Source organism: Amycolatopsis eburnea (assembly GCF_003937945.1).
GTDB lineage: Bacteria > Actinomycetota > Actinomycetes > Mycobacteriales > Pseudonocardiaceae > Amycolatopsis > Amycolatopsis eburnea.
On sequence record NZ_RSEC01000036.1, the window covers coordinates 1147366 to 1166046 of the forward strand.

At 71.1% G+C, this 18681-nt stretch carries 23 protein-coding genes; 13 read left to right on the forward strand and 10 right to left on the reverse strand.

Going from position 1 to position 18681, the window contains the following annotated elements; translation table 11 throughout:
* The first annotated feature begins 72 nt into the window (after positions 1–72).
* The gene (locus EIY87_RS18155; protein WP_125309423.1) at positions 73–1290 is read left to right on the forward strand and encodes a cytochrome P450; all 1218 of its coding nucleotides are present in this window, start codon (positions 73–75) and stop codon (positions 1288–1290) included.
* Here EIY87_RS18155 and EIY87_RS18160 read toward each other — a convergent pair.
* From EIY87_RS18160 to EIY87_RS18170, 3 genes are read right to left on the reverse strand one after another with little or no spacing between them, the layout of a single operon-like run.
* Complete coding sequence (locus tag EIY87_RS18160) at positions 1274–2665, reverse strand: alpha/beta fold hydrolase (protein ID WP_125309425.1); 1392 nt, start codon at positions 2663–2665, stop codon at positions 1274–1276. The two genes, EIY87_RS18155 and EIY87_RS18160, sit on opposite strands and share 17 nt — an antisense overlap.
* A gap of 44 nt (positions 2666–2709) precedes the next feature.
* Complete coding sequence (locus tag EIY87_RS18165) at positions 2710–3348, reverse strand: pyridoxine/pyridoxamine 5'-phosphate oxidase (protein ID WP_125309427.1); 639 nt, start codon at positions 3346–3348, stop codon at positions 2710–2712.
* A gap of 1 nt (position 3349) precedes the next feature.
* On the reverse strand, positions 3350–4036 hold the full coding sequence (locus tag EIY87_RS18170) for a hypothetical protein (RefSeq protein WP_125309429.1): 687 nt from the start codon (positions 4034–4036) through the stop codon (positions 3350–3352).
* A gap of 99 nt (positions 4037–4135) precedes the next feature.
* Here EIY87_RS18170 and EIY87_RS18175 point away from each other — a divergent pair, with 99 nt between their 5' ends.
* Positions 4136–4663, forward strand: a complete 528-nt coding sequence (locus tag EIY87_RS18175; RefSeq protein WP_191984141.1) for a DUF2020 domain-containing protein — start codon at positions 4136–4138, stop codon at positions 4661–4663.
* A 147-nt stretch (positions 4664–4810) separates the two neighbouring features.
* Entirely contained in the window at positions 4811–5263 is a 453-nt protein-coding gene (locus EIY87_RS18180) for a DUF6918 family protein (RefSeq protein ID WP_125309431.1), read from the forward strand.
* Between the two features lie 63 nt (positions 5264–5326).
* On the opposite strand, the gene EIY87_RS18185 is transcribed toward EIY87_RS18180, so the two are convergent.
* Positions 5327–5869 (reverse strand): hypothetical protein, encoded by a 543-nt coding sequence (locus EIY87_RS18185; protein WP_125309433.1) that lies wholly within the window; start codon positions 5867–5869, stop codon positions 5327–5329.
* An 89-nt stretch (positions 5870–5958) separates the two neighbouring features.
* Here EIY87_RS18185 and EIY87_RS18190 point away from each other — a divergent pair, with 89 nt between their 5' ends.
* Both EIY87_RS18190 and EIY87_RS18195 read left to right on the forward strand, forming a co-directional pair.
* The gene (locus tag EIY87_RS18190) at positions 5959–6477 is read left to right on the forward strand and encodes a peptidylprolyl isomerase (RefSeq protein ID WP_191984142.1); all 519 of its coding nucleotides are present in this window, start codon (positions 5959–5961) and stop codon (positions 6475–6477) included.
* Between the two features lie 197 nt (positions 6478–6674).
* Positions 6675–7469 (forward strand): rhomboid family intramembrane serine protease, encoded by a 795-nt coding sequence (locus EIY87_RS18195; protein ID WP_125309435.1) that lies wholly within the window; start codon positions 6675–6677, stop codon positions 7467–7469.
* Here EIY87_RS18195 and EIY87_RS18200 read toward each other — a convergent pair.
* Positions 7466–7843, reverse strand: a complete 378-nt coding sequence (locus EIY87_RS18200) for a PH domain-containing protein (protein ID WP_125309943.1) — start codon at positions 7841–7843, stop codon at positions 7466–7468. The two genes, EIY87_RS18195 and EIY87_RS18200, sit on opposite strands and share 4 nt — an antisense overlap.
* A 112-nt stretch (positions 7844–7955) precedes the next feature.
* Positions 7956–8222, reverse strand: coding sequence for a cell division protein CrgA (crgA, locus tag EIY87_RS18205; RefSeq protein ID WP_033261030.1), 267 nt, complete (start codon positions 8220–8222; stop codon positions 7956–7958).
* Between the two features lie 192 nt (positions 8223–8414).
* On the opposite strand from crgA, the gene EIY87_RS18210 reads away from it, so the two are divergent.
* The 3 genes from EIY87_RS18210 to EIY87_RS18220 are packed head-to-tail and all read left to right on the forward strand — an operon-like array spanning position 8415 to position 10620.
* Positions 8415–9479 carry a class E sortase gene (locus EIY87_RS18210; protein ID WP_125309945.1) on the forward strand — a complete coding sequence of 355 codons (1065 nt, stop codon included), beginning with the start codon at positions 8415–8417 and terminating at the stop codon, positions 9477–9479.
* Positions 9479–9634: a hypothetical protein gene (locus tag EIY87_RS18215; protein ID WP_125309437.1), complete on the forward strand. Its 156-nt coding sequence runs from the start codon at positions 9479–9481 to the stop codon at positions 9632–9634. The genes EIY87_RS18210 and EIY87_RS18215 overlap by 1 nt, the downstream gene beginning before the upstream one ends.
* A complete protein-coding gene (locus tag EIY87_RS18220) occupies positions 9607–10620 on the forward strand; it encodes an LLM class flavin-dependent oxidoreductase (protein WP_225439922.1) in 1014 nt (337 codons plus the stop codon). Before EIY87_RS18215 ends, EIY87_RS18220 begins: the two co-directional genes overlap by 28 nt.
* Here the strand turns inward: EIY87_RS18220 and EIY87_RS18225 are convergent.
* The 3 genes from EIY87_RS18225 to EIY87_RS18235 all read right to left on the reverse strand — a co-directional run bounded on the left by EIY87_RS18225 (position 10589) and on the right by EIY87_RS18235 (position 12526).
* Positions 10589–10981 (reverse strand): SCO5389 family protein, encoded by a 393-nt coding sequence (locus EIY87_RS18225; RefSeq protein ID WP_086856199.1) that lies wholly within the window; start codon positions 10979–10981, stop codon positions 10589–10591. The genes EIY87_RS18220 and EIY87_RS18225 overlap by 32 nt on opposite strands.
* A gap of 100 nt (positions 10982–11081) precedes the next feature.
* Positions 11082–11816: an ABC transporter permease gene (locus tag EIY87_RS18230; RefSeq protein WP_125309441.1), complete on the reverse strand. Its 735-nt coding sequence runs from the start codon at positions 11814–11816 to the stop codon at positions 11082–11084.
* Positions 11813–12526 (reverse strand): ABC transporter ATP-binding protein, encoded by a 714-nt coding sequence (locus tag EIY87_RS18235; protein ID WP_125309443.1) that lies wholly within the window; start codon positions 12524–12526, stop codon positions 11813–11815. Before EIY87_RS18235 ends, EIY87_RS18230 begins: the two co-directional genes overlap by 4 nt.
* 170 nt (positions 12527–12696) lie before the next feature.
* Between EIY87_RS18235 and EIY87_RS18240 the strand changes: the two genes are divergently transcribed.
* On the forward strand, positions 12697–14517 hold the full coding sequence (locus EIY87_RS18240; RefSeq protein ID WP_125309445.1) for a sensor histidine kinase: 1821 nt from the start codon (positions 12697–12699) through the stop codon (positions 14515–14517).
* The gene (locus EIY87_RS18245) at positions 14457–15116 is read left to right on the forward strand and encodes a response regulator (protein ID WP_125309447.1); all 660 of its coding nucleotides are present in this window, start codon (positions 14457–14459) and stop codon (positions 15114–15116) included. Before EIY87_RS18240 ends, EIY87_RS18245 begins: the two co-directional genes overlap by 61 nt.
* Here EIY87_RS18245 and EIY87_RS18250 read toward each other — a convergent pair.
* Positions 15113–16432 carry an FAD-dependent oxidoreductase gene (locus tag EIY87_RS18250; protein ID WP_125309947.1) on the reverse strand — a complete coding sequence of 440 codons (1320 nt, stop codon included), beginning with the start codon at positions 16430–16432 and terminating at the stop codon, positions 15113–15115. The genes EIY87_RS18245 and EIY87_RS18250 overlap by 4 nt on opposite strands.
* 112 nt (positions 16433–16544) lie before the next feature.
* On the opposite strand from EIY87_RS18250, the gene EIY87_RS18255 reads away from it, so the two are divergent.
* Genes EIY87_RS18255 through EIY87_RS18265 form a run of 3 tightly spaced genes read left to right on the forward strand, consistent with a single transcriptional unit; the run spans position 16545 to position 18606 of the window.
* The gene (locus tag EIY87_RS18255; RefSeq protein ID WP_125309449.1) at positions 16545–17189 is read left to right on the forward strand and encodes an aminodeoxychorismate/anthranilate synthase component II; all 645 of its coding nucleotides are present in this window, start codon (positions 16545–16547) and stop codon (positions 17187–17189) included.
* On the forward strand, positions 17186–17977 hold the full coding sequence (locus tag EIY87_RS18260; protein WP_125309451.1) for an ABC transporter ATP-binding protein: 792 nt from the start codon (positions 17186–17188) through the stop codon (positions 17975–17977). The genes EIY87_RS18255 and EIY87_RS18260 overlap by 4 nt, the downstream gene beginning before the upstream one ends.
* Positions 17965–18606, forward strand: coding sequence for a hypothetical protein (locus EIY87_RS18265; RefSeq protein WP_125309453.1), 642 nt, complete (start codon positions 17965–17967; stop codon positions 18604–18606). Before EIY87_RS18260 ends, EIY87_RS18265 begins: the two co-directional genes overlap by 13 nt.
* Positions 18607–18681: the final 75 nt, after the last annotated feature.

An 18681-nucleotide genomic window follows, 5' to 3' on the forward strand; every position in this document is an offset into this window, starting at 1 on the left:
TGTCCGAGCGGTGTCAGGCCCGTGTCAGCCGGCCCGGCCACCGTGGTGGCAGCCACCACGAAAGGAAATCCGATGAGCAACGTCCCGCACGGTCTGGCGATGGAACGCGACGCCGGCCCGTTCGACCCGCCGAGCGAGATCAGCCGGCTGCGCGACGCGCGCCCCGTCAGCCCGCTCGTCTTCCCCGACGGCCACGAGGGCTGGCTCGTCACCGGCTACGAAGAAGTGCGGCAGATGATGGCCGACACCCGGTTCAGCTCGCGGCTGGACCTCGACGTCATCCACGTGCCGTACGAGACCGGCATGCCCACCCCGACCGAGCCGTCGCCGCAGCTCCCCGGCATGTTCATCGCGATGGACCCGCCGGACCACGGCCGGCTGCGCCGCAAGCTCACCGGCGCCTTCACCGTCAAGCGGATGAAGACGCTGGAGGACCACATCGTCGAGATCGTCGAGAAGCAGCTGGACCACCTGGCGCGGCTCACCCCGCCGATCGACCTGGTGAAGGAGTTCGCGCTGCCGGTGCCGTCGCTGGTCATCTGCGAGCTGCTCGGCGTCCCGTACGCGGACCGGGACAGCTTCCAGGCGAACTCGGCGCAGTTCATGGTCCGCGACCAGCCGCTCGAGACGAAGATGGGCGCGTACGTCGCGCTGAACACGTACTTGACGGAACTCGTCACGAACAAGCGCGCCGAGCCCGGTGACGACATCCTGTCCGACCTGGCCCGCCACGAAGACCTGACCGTCGAGGAGCTGACCGGCGCCGCGTTCCTGCTGCTGCTCGCCGGCCACGAGACGACCGCGAACATGCTGTCGCTGGGCACCTTCGCGCTCCTGGAGCACCCGGAGCAGGCCGCCGAGCTGCGCGCGAACCCGGACCTGCTGCCGGGCGCCGTCGAGGAGCTGCTGCGCTACCTGTCGGTGGCCGACATCTTCTTCCGCTACGCCACCGAAGACCTGGAGCTGGGCGGCGAAACGATCCCCAAGGGCTCGACGGTCGTGGTTTCGCTGCTGGCCGCGAACCACGACCCCCGCCGCTTCGAAAACCCGGACACCCTCGACGTCCACCGCAACGCCCGCGGCCTGCTCTCCTTCGGCCACGGCGTCCACCAGTGCCTCGGCCAGCAGCTGGCCCGCATCGAGATGCGCGCCGGCTTCGAGGCCCTGCTGCGCCGCTTCCCGACGCTGGAACTCGCCGTGCCGGCCGGGGAGGTGAAGCTGCGGACGGACATGAACATCTACGGCGTGCACGAACTGCCGGTCACCTGGTCGGCTACTGGAGGAAACTGAGCACGGCGTCGCGGCCCGCGTGCCCGCGCTCCCGGTTCTGGATCGAGTGGGATTCGCCCGGCACGATCACCAACCGGCCGCGCGGGGCCTGGGCCGCTTCCTCCTTCGCCCACTCCAGCGGCGTCGACAGGTCTCGGTCGCCGTTGAGCAGCAGCACCGGGACGTCCGGCAGCTTCCCGGCCGGGTTCGAACCCGGGCGTTCGGCCGGCCACGGGAGGCAGCTCTGGATGAATCCCTGCTGCGTCGCGACTTCCGTGGTGTACGGCCAGGTCGCGCTCGGCGGCAACGTCCGGGCGGCCAGCGACAGCAACGGCTGCCGCAGCGACACCGGCGTCGCCGCGGAGCCCCACGGGAAGCGCTGGTCCGCGCACAGCGTCGCCGCGTGGAGGCCGGAGCTGAACCCCGCCGGGTCGTCGCCGCCGGACTTGTACGCCTCCAGCAAGCCGTCCAGGTGCGCTGAACTGCCGCCGCGGGCTTCGTGGAGGGCGCCGATGAGGTCGCCCGCCTCAGCGTTGCGGTAGGTCGGGTCGACGAACTCGTAGGTGACGACCAGGTCGAAGATCCGCACGCCGTCGGCGGTCCCGCGGTGGCGGACCACCCACGCCAGGTCGTCGGCCGGGTCGTAGCCGCAGGCCGGGGCCACCGCGCACGCCGCGCGCAGCACCCGGGCCTCGGCCGTCAGGCCGGTCAGGTACAGCGACGCCGACGCGGTCGCGTGGTGCGGCAGCACGGAATCGAGCACGACCTTGCTGACGTTCGCCGGGTGCGCGAGTGCGTACCGCGCCGCCGTGAAGGAGCCGTACGAGACGCCGTCGACGACCATCTTCGGCACGTCCAGCGCGCGGCGCAGCTGGTCGAAGTCCGCGACGGTCTGGTCGGTCGAGTACAGCGGGGCCGTGTCGCCGAGGATGTGCGCGCACTCGAGCACGGCCTCGCGGGACGGCGTCGCGATGTCGGAGCTGCCCATCTGCTCCTGCAGGCCCGGGCACTTCAGCGCGCCCGACGGGCCGGTGCCGCGCTGGTCGAGCATGACGAACCGGTAGTCCTTCGCGACTTCCGGCAGCCGCTGCTTCGCGATCCGCGTGATGGAGCCGACGCCGCCCTGCCCGGGACCGCCGGTCAGGAACAGCAGCACGCCCTTGGGCGCGTCGGCGTTGTCGGCGGTCGCCACGGCGAGGTCGAGCGTCCCCGGCACGCGGCCGGTGTGGTCGAGCGGCACGGTCAACGTCGAGCAGGTGAAGCCCGGCTGTCCCGGGCACGGGTGCGGATCCGTCAGCTTCGGTCGTCCCCCAGGACGCGCGTCGGCCGAGGCCACACCCCCGAGTGCGGCGGTCAGCGCCAGGACCAGCCCGGCGGTCAGGATCTTCGAGCGCATGGGTGCATCATGCGCACAGCCGCCCGCGTGCGGGATACCCCCGATCAGGGCCAAAGGCGTTCGCGGACCCAGCCGCCGTCGCTCTTGCGGTACCGCAGCCGCACGTGCCGCCGGTCGTGGCTCGCCTGCCAGAACTCGACGGTGTCCGGGTCGACGAGGTACCGCGTCCACGTTTCGGGCGCGGTGGACGGGTTCTCAGCCACCCAGCGTTCCGCTTCCGCGGCCGCCGCGTCGAGGTCCGCCGGGTCCGCCAGCACCTGGGACTGGCGCCCGATGAACGCTTCGACGCGGGAAGCCGGCGGCCGGGCGAGGAAGTCCTCCGCCGACACCTCGGGCGCGGCGGGGGAGACCGGTCCGCGCAGCCGGACCTGACGGCCGCGGCCGGGCCAGAAGAACGTCAGCGCGGCACGGGGATCCTTGCGCAGCTGCAGGCCCTTCGGGCTTTCCGAGCTGGTCGCGACCGCCCAGCCGGCCGGCCCGACGTCCTTGAGGATAACGACGCGGGCGTCCGGCGCGCCATCGGCGTCCACTGTGGACAGCGTGACGGCGTGCGGTGCGAGCACGTGCTCGCCGGCCTCGGTAAGCCACTCCAGGAACAGCGCCTGCGGGTCGGCCGGCGCCGTTTCCGGCGTGAACACGGGGAGTTCTTCGGGGAACGAGGGCCAGCCGCGCAACCGCACCATGTCAGTAACCGTACGGCCCCTGCTGCGGGTGCTGCCCCGGCGGCGGGTAGACCGGCGGCTGCGGACCGGCCGGGCCGACCACCGGTGGCGGCGGGACCTGCGGCATCGGTGGCTGCTGCTGCCAGCCCGGCGGCGGCTGCTGCGGCGCGGGCGGCGGTTGCTGCTGCTGGTGCTGCGCCTGCTGCCACTGCACCTGCTGGTAGACCTCGGCGGGCTGCGGGAAGCAGTAGGTCAGCTTGGCGTTGACCGACCCCTGCACGGCGGCACCCCAGAACTTCCCGCCGACGAAGGCGAACATCTGCCCGGCCGAGAGGTCGACCGCGACCATCCGCGTCTCGCCGCCGAACTGGTTGCCCGACTTCGCGGACGCGGCCTGCGCGGCGTCCGGGTACACGCGCTGGCCGACGAGCCCGGCGATGACGACCGAAGCCGCGGTCCAGCCCATGGTGCCGATCATGTTGGCGCGCGCGTGCTGCGTGGCGCGGCCGGTGAAGTCGTACAGCGCCGCGGCGCTGACCTCGGGCACGGCCGCCGCGATGACGCAGTAGTTCATCGTCGAAAGCATCACCGATTCGGTGAACAGGCCGACGACGGCGGTCGCGGGCCCGATCTGCACGGAGTTCAGCCGGCCGCCCGAGCGCTGGATGCGCTCGGCCACCGCGCCGAGGTACTGCTCGGGGGTGAGCACGCCGGGACCTCCCTGATCTGGACCGACCTCGCGGCCATCGTCTCACGGCGACGTCGGCCAGCGGTTTTCACACACGCCTCATGGTTGACTGTGCGCGCTATGCGACGACTCGTACTTCTCGCGCCCGCCGTGGTCCTGCTGGCCGGCTGCGGCGCCACCACCGTGACCGGCACCGCGACGCCCAGTTCGCCGTCCGCCGCGTCGACGGCCGGCACCGGCCTGCCGCCGGAACCGCAGCCGGGCGCGACCGCGGACTGCCCGTACCTGGACAGCGAATTCGTGGCCGACTCGAACGGCCAGCACGTCTCGAAGGTGCGCGTGTCCGCCGACCAGCCCCACCCGGCGTGCTTCTTCTATCGCCCGGACGGGAAGGTCCAGCTCACCGTTCGGGTGTACGTCGGCGACGCGAAGACGGCGACGGCGCTGGTCAACCAGGCGGCGCCGGTGGACTCGTCGAACCCGGCGAGCGACCCTTCCGGCTGGAAGGGCGGCTATTTGTCCACCGACGACGGCGCTGTCTACGCTGTCGCCAAGGGCCCGGCGGCGGTCATCGCGACCACCAACCAGAAGCAAAGCGTGAAGGCACGCACAGTGGTCAAGAAGGCTATCGCTGCCCTGAAGCTCTAGGTAGCGGGCTCCACACGGGTGAGTGATGTTGATCTTGTATTACCCTGTGCGTCACGCGCAGGCTTCGTGGACTCGCGCACCGCAGCCACCGGGGCATCCCCACCCCGGGGCGGGGCACCAACTCTGCAACGACAAAGGACAAGATTCGTGGCTGACACCCTCAAGGAAATCCTGCTCGACTCCAGCCGTCGCCCGGCGGTCGTGACCGACTTCGAGACCCTCGTCGACGCCGAGGTCTCGGACAAGGGCGGCGTTTCGGGTGCCGTTGTGAAGACCGGCTTCGCCGCGGTCAAGAAGATCAAGCCGGGCATCATCCCCTCGGCCGTCGACACCCTGCTGCCCGACTTCGTGGTCGCGCTCGAGCCGTTCTACGGCGACTACCGCGCCAAGGGCGGCAACGACTTCGGTGCCTACCTGTCCAGCCGCTCGGACGAGGCTTCCGACGCGCTGCTGAGCGTCACCGACTCGCGCGCGGAGAAGAGCAGCCGCGACAGCATCAAGAAGGTCTACAGCAAGCTGCGCCCGAACGGCAAGAAGAACGTCGAGGAGGCGCTGCCCCGCCTGGGCGCGCTGGTCGACAAGCACGCCGCCAACGCGTGAGCTAGCCCCGAGCACGACTGAAGAGGCCCCCGGTGCACCCCCGGGGGCCTCTTCGCGTCGCGTTCAGTTCTTCTTTTCGGCGGGCGCGGGCGCGGGCGAGGGCGCCTTGCCGTTGGCCTGCGGGGTCGGCTTCGCCGCTTCGGCGGGCTTCGGCGCGGGCGGGGTGGCCTTCGGCGGCGCGGGCGCGACCGGCGGCTCCTGCTTCGAGCGGAGGGCGTAGGCGGCGCCGGCGCCGACCACGACCAGGCCGAGCAGCCACGGCCACTTGCGACGGCCGCGGGTGCCCTTCGCGGCCGACTTGGCCTCGGTCACGGCAGCGTAGAAGTCCTTCTTCGCCGCCTTGAAGTCCTTCTTGCCGCGGCGCTTCGACTCGCCGGCCGCCTTCGCGGCCTTGATGGCGGCCTTCTTCGCCTTGCGACCCGGCTTGCGCAGCTCGGACAGGCGCGCGAGCGCCTCCTGGCGAGCGGCCTTCGAGCTCTTCTTGAGCTCCTTGCGGGTCAGTTCCGTCTTCTTCGCGAGCTTCTTCTGCGCGCGCCGCCCCTGCTTGACACCCTCGGTGACGAGTTTGTCGGCGGTCTCGACGGCCTGGGCTGTCGCCCGGGACATGGGCTTCACCTCATCATTCGTTTTGACACTGCTCTGTTACCCGTAACCTATCGTGCCCCTTTTTCCCGCCGCCCGCCGCAGATGGCACGATGAGCCTCGTGAAAGCTACGCTGCACACCAACCAGGGTGACATCCACCTGAACCTGCTCCCCGACCACGCGCCGAAGACGGTCGCGAACTTCGTCGGGCTCGCGGAAGGCACCAAGGAGTACACCCAGCCGAACGCGGCGGGCACCAACTCCGGGCCCTTCTACGACGGTTCGATCTTCCACCGGGTCATCGACGGCTTCATGCTGCAGGGCGGCGACCCGACCGGCACCGGCCGCGGCGGACCCGGCTACAAGTTCGGCGACGAGTTCCACCCGGAGCTGCAGTTCAGCAAGCCGTACCTGCTGGCGATGGCGAACGCCGGGCCCGGCACCAACGGCTCGCAGTTCTTCATCACCGTGGCGCCGACCGCCCACCTGAACTTCCGGCACACGATCTTCGGCGAGGTGGCCGACCAGGAGTCGCGCAACGTCGTCGACGCGATCGCCCGGACCGCCACCGGCCCGGCGGACCGCCCGCTGACCGACGTCGTGATCGAAAAGGTCACCATCGAGCACTGACGGCCCGTGCAGCGAGGTTTCGGTAGGTTGGTTCCATCGTGAACCAACCGCCGAACCCCGCCGCCGAACAAGCCGCGCTCCCCGGGTGCTGGTGGCACCCGAACCGCCCGACCGGACTGAGCTGTTCCCGGTGCGGGCGTCCGGCGTGCCCGGATTGCCTCCGCGAAGCCCCCGTCGGCTTCCAGTGCACCGACTGCGTGCACACCGGGGGCCAGCAGCAGCGCCGTCAGCACCGCGGCTACCAGGAAGCCGGCTTCGGCCAGCGGACGGTGTTCGGCGCGCGCCTCTCGCAGTCCGTGCTCGTCACCCAGGTCATCCTCGCGGTGAACGTCCTGGTCTTCCTCTTCACCGTCTTCCAGGCGCAGAGCCTCAACGACAACGACTTCTCGGCGCTGTTCCAGTACGGCAAGCTCTACGGCGACGCGACCCTCGGCAACGGCGAGTGGTGGCGGGTCTTCACCAGCGGCTTCCTGCACTACGGCCCGATCCACGTCGCGGTGAACATGTTCTCGCTGTGGATGATGGGCCGGTCGCTGGAGCAGGTCTGCGGCCGGGGCCGCTACCTGGCGCTCTACTTCATCTCCATGCTCGGCGCGTCCGCGGCCGTGCTGCTGTTCGACGACCCGCAGAAGTCGACGGCCGGCGCGTCCGGCGCGTTGTTCGGCCTGATGGGCGCCTACGCGGTGATCGTGCTCAAGCTCCGGCTGAACCCGACCGGGCTGATCATCACCCTCGCCCTGAACGCCTTCATCACCTTCGGCATCCCGGGCATCTCGATCTACGCGCACGTCGGCGGCCTGGTCACCGGCGCGCTGGTCACGGTCGCCCTGCTCTACGCCCCGGAGGCGAACCAGCTGCGCTGGCAGGCCATCGGGCTGGTGATCATCGTGCTGGCCATCGTGGGCCTGCTGGCGTTCCAAGGGAGCCAGTACGGGCCCGAGACCTGCGGGTTCGTCCAGTACCGCGGGGTTCAGCTCTACAGCTGCGGTTAGCCGCGCGCCCGCAGCGTGCTGAGGACGTCCAGGACGTCCCGCGGGTCCTCGCCGAGGTCCAGCCGGCCGAAGACGTACAGCTGCTCGTCGTGCTCGACCTCGAGGGTGACGCCGTCGCGGCCCATCCGGCGGGTGGTGCGCAGCCGCGTGCGGGTCTGCACCCACGGCAGCCGGTGCTCACCACCCAGCGTGCGGGCCACCAGGCCCTCGGCGTCGGCGGCCAGCCGCGGCCGGACGAGCGTGGCGTGGGCGGCGAACGCGCCGACGGCCACCGCCGCCAGCGCGAACAGCACCAGCCCGCCGCGGTCGCCGCGCAGCGCGTCGGTCACCACGCCGAGCAGCAGCAACGCCGTGACCGCCCAGGCCGATACCACAACGGCCCGGCGCGGCGCCCAAGAGGTGGGGTAGTTATCCACAGGGGTTATCCACACTGGGGATGAGTCACACCGGTGTAATTCGGCGTCAAGCCGCCAATCGGAGTAATAATCAGCGCCAGCGCATAGTCATGAGCAGACCCGCGATCATCAGCGCGAACCCGCCGGCGAAGTTCCAGTTGCCCAGATCGGCCATCCAGGAGATCTTGTCCCCGGCGATGTAGTTCACCAGCAGCCACACCAGGCCCACGAGCATCAGCCCGAACATGGGGATCTTCCAGGCGAGGCCGGTGGGGCCGGCTGCCCGCACCTTCACCGGCGTGCGCCGGTCGGCAGGCGGGGTGTAAGCCGTCTTCTTGCGGACCTTGGACTTGGGCATCGTGTGTTCCTCGCGGTGCTCTTCGGGCTCGTCTGGTGGCGATGTCCCGCTGAGGGTGCGCAACCAGCGCCACGTGCACACGTTAACGTAAACGACCGCAGGAAAGCAGCGGCCGGACTGGTCGGATTTTCCCGCACCGTGACAACGGCGTCACCCAGGGTTCGGCGCGGCTTGAGAGGAGCTTGCGTGGAGATGCGCGAAGGACCGGATGACGACCGGCGCAGACACCCAGGGCAGCGGCCGGTGCCGCCCCGCCGCCCCGCCACGCCTCCTCGCGGCCAGGTGCCGCCGCGGCCGCCCCAGCGCGGCCCCCAGGGCCAGCCGCCCCGGCGTTCGCCCGCGCCCCGCCGCTACGCCAGCCCGCCGCCGCCCGGCGCGAACGAGGAGACCGTCGTCTTCGCCCCGGTCGGGAAGGGTGGCGCCGCGACCAAGGAGAAGCCCGCCCCCGCGCCGCTGGGCAAGGGCGGCGTCGCGATCCGGACGGCCGGCGAAATCCTCATCACGCTGGGCCTGGTCGTGCTGCTGTTCATGGTCTACGAGCTCTACGTGACCGACCTGTTCTCGGCGGGCAAGCAGTCCGAGGCGAGCGACCAGCTCGACGGCGAGTGGGCGCACGACCGGACGCTGCACCCCGAGCTGATCGACGGCAAGGCGTTCGCCCGCATCCACATCCCGTCGTTCGGCGTCGACTACAACTTCACCATCCAGGAGGGCACCGACGAGGCCGCCCTCGAAGTCGGCCCCGGCCACTACAAGGGCACGTCGCTGCCCGGCGAGCCCGGCAACTTCGCCGTGGCCGGCCACCGCGTCGGCAAGGGCGCCCCGTTCAACGACCTGGACAACCTCTCCTCCTGTGACCAGATCGTGATCGAAACCTCGACCGACTTCTACATCTACAAGGTGCTGCCGTACGACGACGAGGTCGAGAACTGGGCGGGCACCAAGGGCGCCGACCCGAAGTGCAAGGGCGTCTCGACCCTGCGCGACCCGAACGCCGAAGACGGCGGCGCGTACAGCGAGACGTTCGGCCGCAAGGTCGTCCTGCCCAGCCAGGGCACCGCGGTGAACCCGGTCCCGTACAAGGACGCCGACACGCTCCCGAAGGCCCAGCAGGCGGCGCTGCTCACGCTCACGACGTGCCACCCGCAGTTCTCCGCCCGCGAGCGGCTCATCATCACCTCGGTGCTGACCCAGCAGGTGCCGAAGAACCAGGTCAAGGACTACGGCGACCTGCTTTCGAAGATCGGGGAGGCCTGATGTACGCCTGGCTGTGGCGGAAGTTCCCCGGCCCGTTCGCGGTCAAGCTGACGATCGCGGTGGTCCTCGTGCTCGGCGTGGTCGCTTTGCTGATGTTCGTGATCTTCCCGTGGCTGGAGCCCCGGCTGTGGTTCAACGAGGTCGCGGTCAACTGAGGTTCGGCGTCTTCCTGGTCAGCGGCCGCTTCCCCGGCCAGCCGGACGGTGACGTCCTGCGCCGGTCCGTCCGCGCCGCCGAGGTGGCCGAGGAAGCCGGGTTCGACGACGTCTGGTTCGCCGAACACCACTTCCTGCCCTACGGCGTCTGCCCGTCGGCCATCACGCTGGCCGGGTACGTGCTCGGGCGGACGTCGCGGATCGGGGTCGGGACCGCGGTGAGCGTCCTGTCGACCACGCACCCGGTCGCGCTTGCCGAGCAGTGGGCGATGCTCGACGCCGTTTCCGGCGGGCGGCTGCGGCTCGGCGTCGGGCGTGGTGGTCCCTGGCAGGACCTCGAGGTCTTCGGCACCGGGCTGGACCGCTACGAGACCGGCTTCGAGGAGACCCTCGACGTCTTCCTGCGGGCCACCACCGGCCGGGTGCACGCGCGAGGGCGGCACTTCGCGTTCCGGGAGGTGCCCGTGGTGCCCGCGCCCGAGCGGCGGCCGGACGTCGTCGTCGCGTGCGGCGGGCCGAAGTCGGACGCGGTGCGCCAAGCGGCGGCGAGGAACCTGCCGCTGCTGCTCGGCCTGCACGCGGACGACGAGGAGAAAGCCAAAACCGTCGCGGCCTACGGGAAGCCGGCGGCGCACGTCTCGACCGTGCTCTGCCAGGTGGGCGACGCCGACGTCGTCCGGCAGGCGCTCCCGGCGTGGCTGAAGGACGGGCTCGGCGCGCACGTGACGGTCGACGGGCGGCCGGGGCCGTCGCGGGATCCGGGCGAGTACACCGAACGGCTCTGCGCGATCCACCCCGTCGGCGACGCGGACCACTGCGTGCGGACCCTGGAGACGAGCCTCCGGCGCACCGGCGTCTCCCACGTGCTGATGTTCGTGGAAGCGTCGGGTACGCCGGAGGGCACGTACGCGAACATCGCGCGGATCGGCACCGAGGTGCTGCCCGCGCTGCGGGCTAGCAGTCCCGCAGTTCCGGGCTCTGGTTGAGCAGCTGGCCGCGCGGCGAGACGAACGCGCGGTAGCGGTCACCGTCCACTTCGGACGTTTTGAACACGGCGACCCGGTGGCAGTTCTGGAACGCCAGCTTGACGCCGAAGTGCCGCTCGAGGCCGCCGCGGATCGCGTCCGAGGCCAGCGCGCGCAGCAGCTGCCCGCGGGCGGCCTCGCTCGGCGGCGGCGTCTCGTTGTCGGCGAAGCCGTCCGCCGCGCCCTCGGCGTCGGCGATGACGCCGGTGATGACCTCCCAGGCGTACGGCAGGGATTCCTTGACGCAGGTGACGAACTCGGCGTCGGTGACCTCCCCGCGCTCGGCCTTCTCCAGCAGCGCGGGTGACACGTCCAGGGACATCGAACCTCCAGTTTGAGCAGGGCCACCCTCTTGGCTACCGGCCGGGTGGCCCGGCCACAAGAGAAAACGATGATCATCACCAATATGGCGGAAGGTCCGGTCACTCCCAGCGAAAGAGCTTCGCCGCCAACGCCGTTCCGGCCACCGCGAAGGCGCCGAGCACGACCAGCTGCAGCGGTTGCACGCCGGCGCCGACCCAGGCGTCCTGCAGCGGCTGCGTGCCCGGCGGGACGTAGTCGCCGATCCGCCGCAGGACCTCCGGCAGCAGCGGCCGCGGCAGGTAGACGCCGCCGAAGAACATCGTGGGCAGGAAAGCGATCAGCGCGAACCCGCCCGCGCTCTTGGCCGTCCGGGCGACCGCGGCCGCCAGCAGGCCGAAGGCGAACATCGAGACCGTGCCGAGCAGCAGCGTCAGCGCGAACGACGCCGGGTGCTTCGGCAGCGGGACGTCGTAGGCGGCGTGGGCCACGCCCAGGGTCAGTCCGATGCCCGCCAGCGCCACGACGACGTGGATCAGCAGCTGCGCGCCCAGCAGGTTCGCCGGGTGCACCGGGGTGGTGGCCAGCCGGCGCAGCACGCCCTGCTCGCGGTAGGCGGCGACCGCGCCCGGGATCGACTGCAGCGCCAGCATCGCCAGGCTGATCACGACCACCGACGGCACCCAGGCGTCGATGAACCGGAGCCCGCCGGCGGCCGGGCTGGGTTCGGTCATGCCGGGGATGGCCCCGACGGCGAGCAGGATCGCGGCCGGCAGCAGGACGCCGGCGATCGCCATGAACGGCGAGCGGAGGAAGAGCTTCGTTTCGGTGGTGGTGATCTTGGCGAAGGTGTTCACAGTGCGCTCCCGGTCAGCGAGACGAACGCGTCGTCCAAAGTGGCTGCCCCGGCCGCGGCGCGGAGCTCGGTCGGGGTGCCGGTCGCGACCACGCGCCCGGCGTCGAAGATCGCGACGCGGTCGCAGAGCCGCTCGGCTTCGTCCATGAAGTGGGTGACGAGCAGGACCGTGACGCCGGTGGCGCGCACGCCTTCGACGAGCTGCCACGTCTCCCGGCGGGCGTGCGGGTCGAGGCCGGTGGTCAGCTCGTCGAGGATCGCCAGTTCGGGCTGCCCCACCAGGGCCAGCGCGATCGAGACGCGCTGCTTCTGGCCACCGGAGAGCTTCCCGAACGGGCGGCGGGCGTGGGCCCGGAGGTCGAGCTGGTCGAGCAGGACGTCGATGTCCGCCGGGTCGGGGTAGAACGACGCGAACAGCTCGAGCGCCTCGCGCACCCGCAGCTTCGCGGGCAACTGGCTTTCCTGCAGCTGGACGCCGACGCGGCGGGTCAGCGCGGTCCGGTCGGCCGCCGGGTCGAGGCCGAGCACGGACAGCGTGCCGCTGTCGGCCCGGCGCAGGCCCTGGAGGCATTCGACGGTGGTGGTCTTCCCGGCGCCGTTCGTGCCGAGGATGCCGAAGATTTCGCCGCGCTCGACGGTGAACGAAACGCCGTCGACCGCGACCCGGGAGCCGTAGCGCTTGCGGAGGTCGGTGACTTCGATGAGGGGCATGCCGACAAAGCTACGAATCGGTCGGCTCGCTCGGAATGACGCTGAAACCCCAGCTCAGGTAGCGTTTTGCTGAAGCGGGGGTGGGGCTGGGCCCACCCCGTTCGTGGGGCTCCGGGCAGTGCGCCCGCGCGGGTGGTTCGGCGAGGATTCCGGGGGAAGGAGGTGCCGGGATGACGTACCCACGGGCCCTCGGCCGGGCGCTGGCGCTGGCCGCGCGGTCGCTGCTGAGCTGGTTCGACGTGCTCGTCGAGCTGATCGCGTTCGCGCTGCTGTGCGTCGGGCTGGTGTTCTTCCTCGGCCCCGCGGTCGAATGGGCCCGCGGCCGCTCGACGACGGCCCGTGCCCTTGCCGGACGCTGGTGTGGCGTCGAAGTCGCGACGCCGTACCAGCCCGAGCCGCCGGAGCCGGTCCGCGAGCGCGACGGCTGGTACCGCGACGGCAACACGCTCTACAAGCGGGCGTTCTGGATCCGCTGGCAGCACCGGCTCACCTGGGCGCTGGAGGACCCGGCGGCCGAGCGCGAGTTCGCGTGGCAGCTGGTGAACCCGCTCGTCACGCTGCTGCTGCCGGTCGCGGTGCTGTTCGGTGGGCCGCCGGTGCTGCGCGGCTACGGCCGGTGGACGCGCTGGTGGCTCGGTCCCCGGCCGGTCGTCGAACGCCGGGGGAACTGGCTGCAGCGGCACCTGGAATCGCTGGGGCACCAAATCGGCATCCTCGTGCTTTCCCTGGTGCAGTTCGTGTTCTCGGCGTGGCAGCTGGTCGTCATCGCCGGCGCGCTGCCGGTGGCGGCCCCGGTCGTGCTGTGGAGCCGGACCATCACCGACACGCTGCGGCGCGAAGCCGGGACCTGGACCGGGGTGCGGATCACCCGCCCGTACCTGCCGCCGCCCGGGCTGCCGGTACCCCGTCCGGACGGGCTCTACCAGGTCGGCAAGCAGCTGTACGAGGAGCCGTTCTGGCCGGTGCAGCACGCGCGGCGGCGGTGGGTCCTCGGCGACCGGGCCACCTGGCGCGACCTCGCCGGCGGCGGCCTGATCCCGCTCGTGTCGCTGGCGCTGACGCTGCCGACGGTGGCGTTGCTCGGCTGGGGGTTCGTCGGCCTGGCGACGCTGTGGATCTGGCGCCCGTTCGTGTCCTCACCGGTCCGCTGGCTGGTCCTGCCTGAGGTGTCGACGCACCTGGGCGCGCTCGCGCAGACCCCGCTGGCGCTGGCGATGATCGTCGCCGGCCTGGTGCCGACCACGTGGCTCGCCCGGCAGCAGGCGCGGTTCGTCAAGCTGTGGCTCGGGCCGACCGAGTCGTCCCGGCTCGCCCGGCGCGTCGAACGGCTCAAGCAGACGCGCACCGACGTCACGGTCGCGCAGGCGGCGGAGCTGCGGCGCATCGAGCGCGACCTGCACGACGGCATCCAGTCCCGGCTGGTCGCGATGGGCATGAAGCTCGGCGCCGTCGAAGCGCTGGTGGACACCGATCCGGCCGCGGCGAAACGGCTCGCGGCCGAGCTGCGCGCGGCGTCGTCGGAGGCGCTCACCGAACTGCGGGTGCTGATCCGCGGCATCCACCCGCCGGTGCTGTCCGAGCGCGGGCTGCTGGACGCCGTGCGCGCGCTGGCGCTGGACAGCCCGCTCAAGGTCCAGGTCACCGGCTCGCTGCCGGGCCGGCTGGAGGAGCCGGTGGAGGCGTGCGCGTACTTCACGGTGTCGGAGCTGCTCGGCAACGCGGCCAAGCACGGCGCGAAACGGGCGTCGATCGACGTTTCCTTCGACGACGACCAGGTGACGCTGGTGGTGACCGACGAGGGCCCGGGCGGCGCCAACCCGGCGCGCGGATCCGGACTCCGCGGAATCGAGCGCCGGCTGGGCGCCTTCGACGGTAGGTTGACGCTGACCAGCCCGATCGGCGGGCCGACCAGGGCGACCGTGGAGCTCCCGTGTCAGATCGACCCAGAACCGTTGTCGCCGAAGACCAGTACCTCCTCCGAGACGGTCTGACGCACTTGCTGGCGGCGCACGGCTTCGACGTCGTCGCGGCGGTCGGCAGCGGCCCGGAACTGGCGGACGCGTTGCGGGAGCACCGTCCTGACGTGTCCATTGTGGACGTCCGGATGCCGCCGACGAACACCGACGAGGGCCTGCAGGTCTCGCTCGCGGCCCGCCGGGAAACCCCGGGGTTGCCGATTTTGGTGCTGTCGCAGCACGTCGAGCAGCTGTACGCGCGCGAGCTGCTCGCCGACGGCACGGGCGCGATCGGCTACCTGTTGAAGGACCGCGTGTTCAACGCCGACCAGTTCATCGACGCGGTCCGCCGGGTCGCCGCCGGCGGCACGGTGATGGACCCCGAGGTGATCGCGAAACTGGTGGCGGGCAACGCTTCCGACCCGCTGGCCGCGTTGACGCCCCGCGAGCGCGAGGTGCTGGGCCTGATGGCGGAAGGCTGTTCGAACGCGGCGATCGCGGCGAAGCTGCACTTCAGCGAAGGCGCGGTCGGCAAGCACACGGCGAACATCTTCGCGAAGCTCGGGATTTCGGCTTCGGACGACACGAACCGCCGCGTGCTGGCCGTGCTCGCCTACCTCGGCGCGGACGTCTAACCGCGCGAAACCCGCGTCATCTCGTCGCGTTCGACCACCTTGATCCGCTCGCGGCCCGCCGCCGAACCGAGCGCCTTCTCGTGCGCGTCGAGGCGGCCCCAGCCGTCCCACGTCGTGAACGGGATGCCGCGGGTGGCCAGGAAGTCCAGGATCGCGTCCGGCGACGAGAACTTCGGCTCCGTCAACGTGTCCGCGTCCGCCAGCAGGCTCGCGACTGTCTCCGCCGCGTCGCCCTTCGTGTGGCCGATCAGGCCGACCGGGCCGCGCTTGATCCAGCCCGTCACGTACACGCCCGGCAGCTGGTTCTCGTCCAGGTCCAGCACCCGGCCCGCCTGGTTCGGGACGACGCCCGCGACGTGGTCGAACGGGATTTCCGGCAGGTGCGAGGACAGGTAGCCGACCGCGCGGTAGACCGCCTGGACGTCCCAGTCGTGGAACTCGCCGGTGCCGCGCACGTTCCCATCGCCGGTCAGCTCGGTGCGTTCGGTGCGCAGCCCGGTGACGCGGCCGTCCGTGCCGACGATCTCCGCGGGGGAGTGGAAGAAGTGCAGGTGGAGCCGCCGCTGCCGGGTACCGGGCTCGCGGATCGCCCACTCCTGCAGCGTCTTCACGACCATGTCGATCTGCTTCGACGCGCGCAGCGCCGCGATGCTGCCCTCGTCGAACTCGATGTCCTCGGGGTACACGATGACCTCGACGTTCGGCGAGTGGTCCAGCTCCCGCAGTTCCAGCGGCGTGAACTTCGCCTGCGCCGGCCCGCGGCGGCCGAACACGTGCACGTCGGTCACCGGGCTGGCCTTAAGGCCCTGGTAGACGTTGTCCGGGATGTCGGTCGTGAGCAGCTCGTCCGCCGTCTTCGCGAGGACGCGCGCGACGTCGAGCGCCACGTTGCCGACCCCGAGCACGGCGACCGAAGTCGCGGTCAGCGGCCAGGTCCGCGGCACGTCCGGGTGGCCGTCGTACCAGGACACGAAGTCGGCGGCGCCGTAGCTGCCGTCGAGGTCGGCACCCGGGATGCCGAGCGCGCGGTCGGCCGACGCGCCGGTGGAGAAGATCACCGCGTCGTAGAACTCGCGCAGCTCGTCGAGCTTGATGTCGGTGCCGTAGTCGATGTTGCCGAGCAGCCGGATGTTCGGCTTCGACAGCACCTTCTCCAGCGCGGTCACGATGCCCTTGATGCGCGGGTGGTCGGGCGCGACGCCGTACCGGATCAGCCCGAACGGCGCCGGCATGCGCTCGAACAGGTCGATCTGCACATCGGCGTCGGACTTGTCCAGGATGTCGGCGGCGTAGATCCCGGCGGGACCGGCGCCCACCACGGCTACGCGAAGAGTTCGGCTCACACGTTCCACCGTAAGTTAGGGTCACCTAACTCGAAATGTGATTTGGCGTACGGTCCACGGACTGGGAGCCGGTAAGCTCGGCGCCATGCGCGTCCTCGTCGTCGACAACTACGACAGCTTCGTCTACAACCTGGTCCAGTACCTGGCCCAGCTCGGCGCCGACTGCACGGTCTGGCGCAACGACGTCGTGGACCTCGACCGCGTGCCCGAGTTCGACGCCGTGCTGGTTTCGCCCGGCCCCGGGACACCCGAACGCGCTGGCCAGAGCATGGACGTCATCCGCAAGTGCGCCGAGACGCGCACGCCGATGCTCGGCGTCTGCCTCGGCCACCAGGCGCTCGGCGTCGTCTACGGCGCCACCGTCGACCGCGCGCCGGAGCTGCTCCACGGCAAGACGAGCCAGGTGCGGCACACCGGCGCCGGCATCCTCAAGGACCTGCCGGCGGAGTTCACAGCCACCCGGTACCACTCCTTGACCGTGCTGCCCGACACGATCGCCGAAGACGTCTTCGAGGTCACCGGGCGCACCGAGTCCGGCATCGTGATGGGCATGCGGCACCGCGAGCTGCCGCTGGAAGGCGTCCAGTTCCACCCGGAGTCCGTGCTCACCGAGGGCGGGCACCGGATGCTGGCGAACTGGCTGGCCGCCGCCGGTCATCCCGTCGACCCGGTCCGGGTGGACGAGCTCGAGCGCGCGACCAAGGCGCTCCAGAAGGCCGCTGTTGCGTGATCCGGCTCGCGGGGGTCGGCAAGCGGTACGGGCGCGGTGACTTCGTCCTCCGCGACGTCGACCTGACCGTCGAACCCGGGCACGTCGTCGGCGTCCTCGGCAGCAACGGGTCCGGCAAGTCGACGCTGCTGCGAATATTGGCGGGCGTCTCGCACCCGACCACCGGGTCCCTCACGGGCAGCCCGCGGATCGGCTACCTGCCGGACCGCTTCCCGGCAGGCCAGCGCATGGGCGCGCGGGCGTACCTGCGGCACATGGCGCGCATCCACGGGCTCACCGACCTCTCGGTGATCGACCCGCTGCTGGAACGGCTGGCGCTGGTCGGCGGTCCGGCCGCGCCGCTGCGGACGCTGTCCAAGGGCAACGCGCAGAAGGTCGGGCTCGCGCAGGCCGTCATGGTGCGCCCCGACCTGCTGATCCTCGACGAGCCGTGGTCCGGCCTCGACGTCGGCACGCACGCGATCCTCGGCGAACTCGTCGCCGAGACGCGGGCGCGCGGGGCGAGCGTTGTGTTCACCGACCACCGCCCGCAGGTCGTGCACGACCACGCCGACGTCGTCCACCTCATCGACGAGGGCAGGCTCACGGCGGAAAGCGCGGAGCCGACCACCCGCATCGTCCTGCGCGGCGGCGGCACCGGCTGGGCCGACGAGCCCGGCGTCCGGCACGCGGTCGTCGAAGGCGCCCAGGTGGTGCTCACGGTCGAAGTCGCTTCGGTGGACGCCGTGCTGCTGCGGGCGCTGAAGGACGGCTGGTCGGTGCGGGAGGTGGCGCCGTGCTCGCCATGACCCGCTACTACTTCGTGCTGCTCGGCCATTCGCAGCGGTACCTGCCCGCGCTGCTGGCCTACCTCGCGCTCTGCGTGATCCTCTACGCCGACCCGAACTCGCCGCCGCTGCCGCTGTTCGGCGTGAGCGCCGGCGGCCTGTTGGTCGTGTCGTGCTGGCTGACGATCGCGCTGCTCGACATCGAGGACCCGGTCCAGCGCCTGGTGACCCTCAGCCACGCCCGCCACTGGCGGCGGCTGGTCACCGGCGCGATCCTCGCGGTGCTGGCCTGTTCGCTGGTCCTCACGGTGATCACCGAGGTCTGGTCGGCGCTCAAGTCGTTGAAGGTCCAGCCGTCGGCGCTGGGCATCGGGCTGCTCGCCCACCTCGCGTGCGCGCTGCTGGGCATCGCGATCGCCCTCCCGTGCTCGCGGCTGCTGGTGCACCGGATCGGCTGGACGGTGCTCGCCGCCGTCATCACGCTGATCGTCGTCCTGCTGGCGAAGATTCCGCTGGTCCACCCGCTGCTGCACGCCCTGACCGACGAGGAACCGGTCGCCGGCCCGCTGGCGCTCGCGCTCGGGACGTCGGCGGCACTGCTGGCTGTCAGCTTCTTCGCCGTCTCCGCACTGGTCCGCCGTCGCTCGTGATTGCAAATTGCAGAATTCAATTTCCGGACCGGACTTCCTGCCGGACCAGGTGTCCGACTAAGGTTCGGGGCCTCT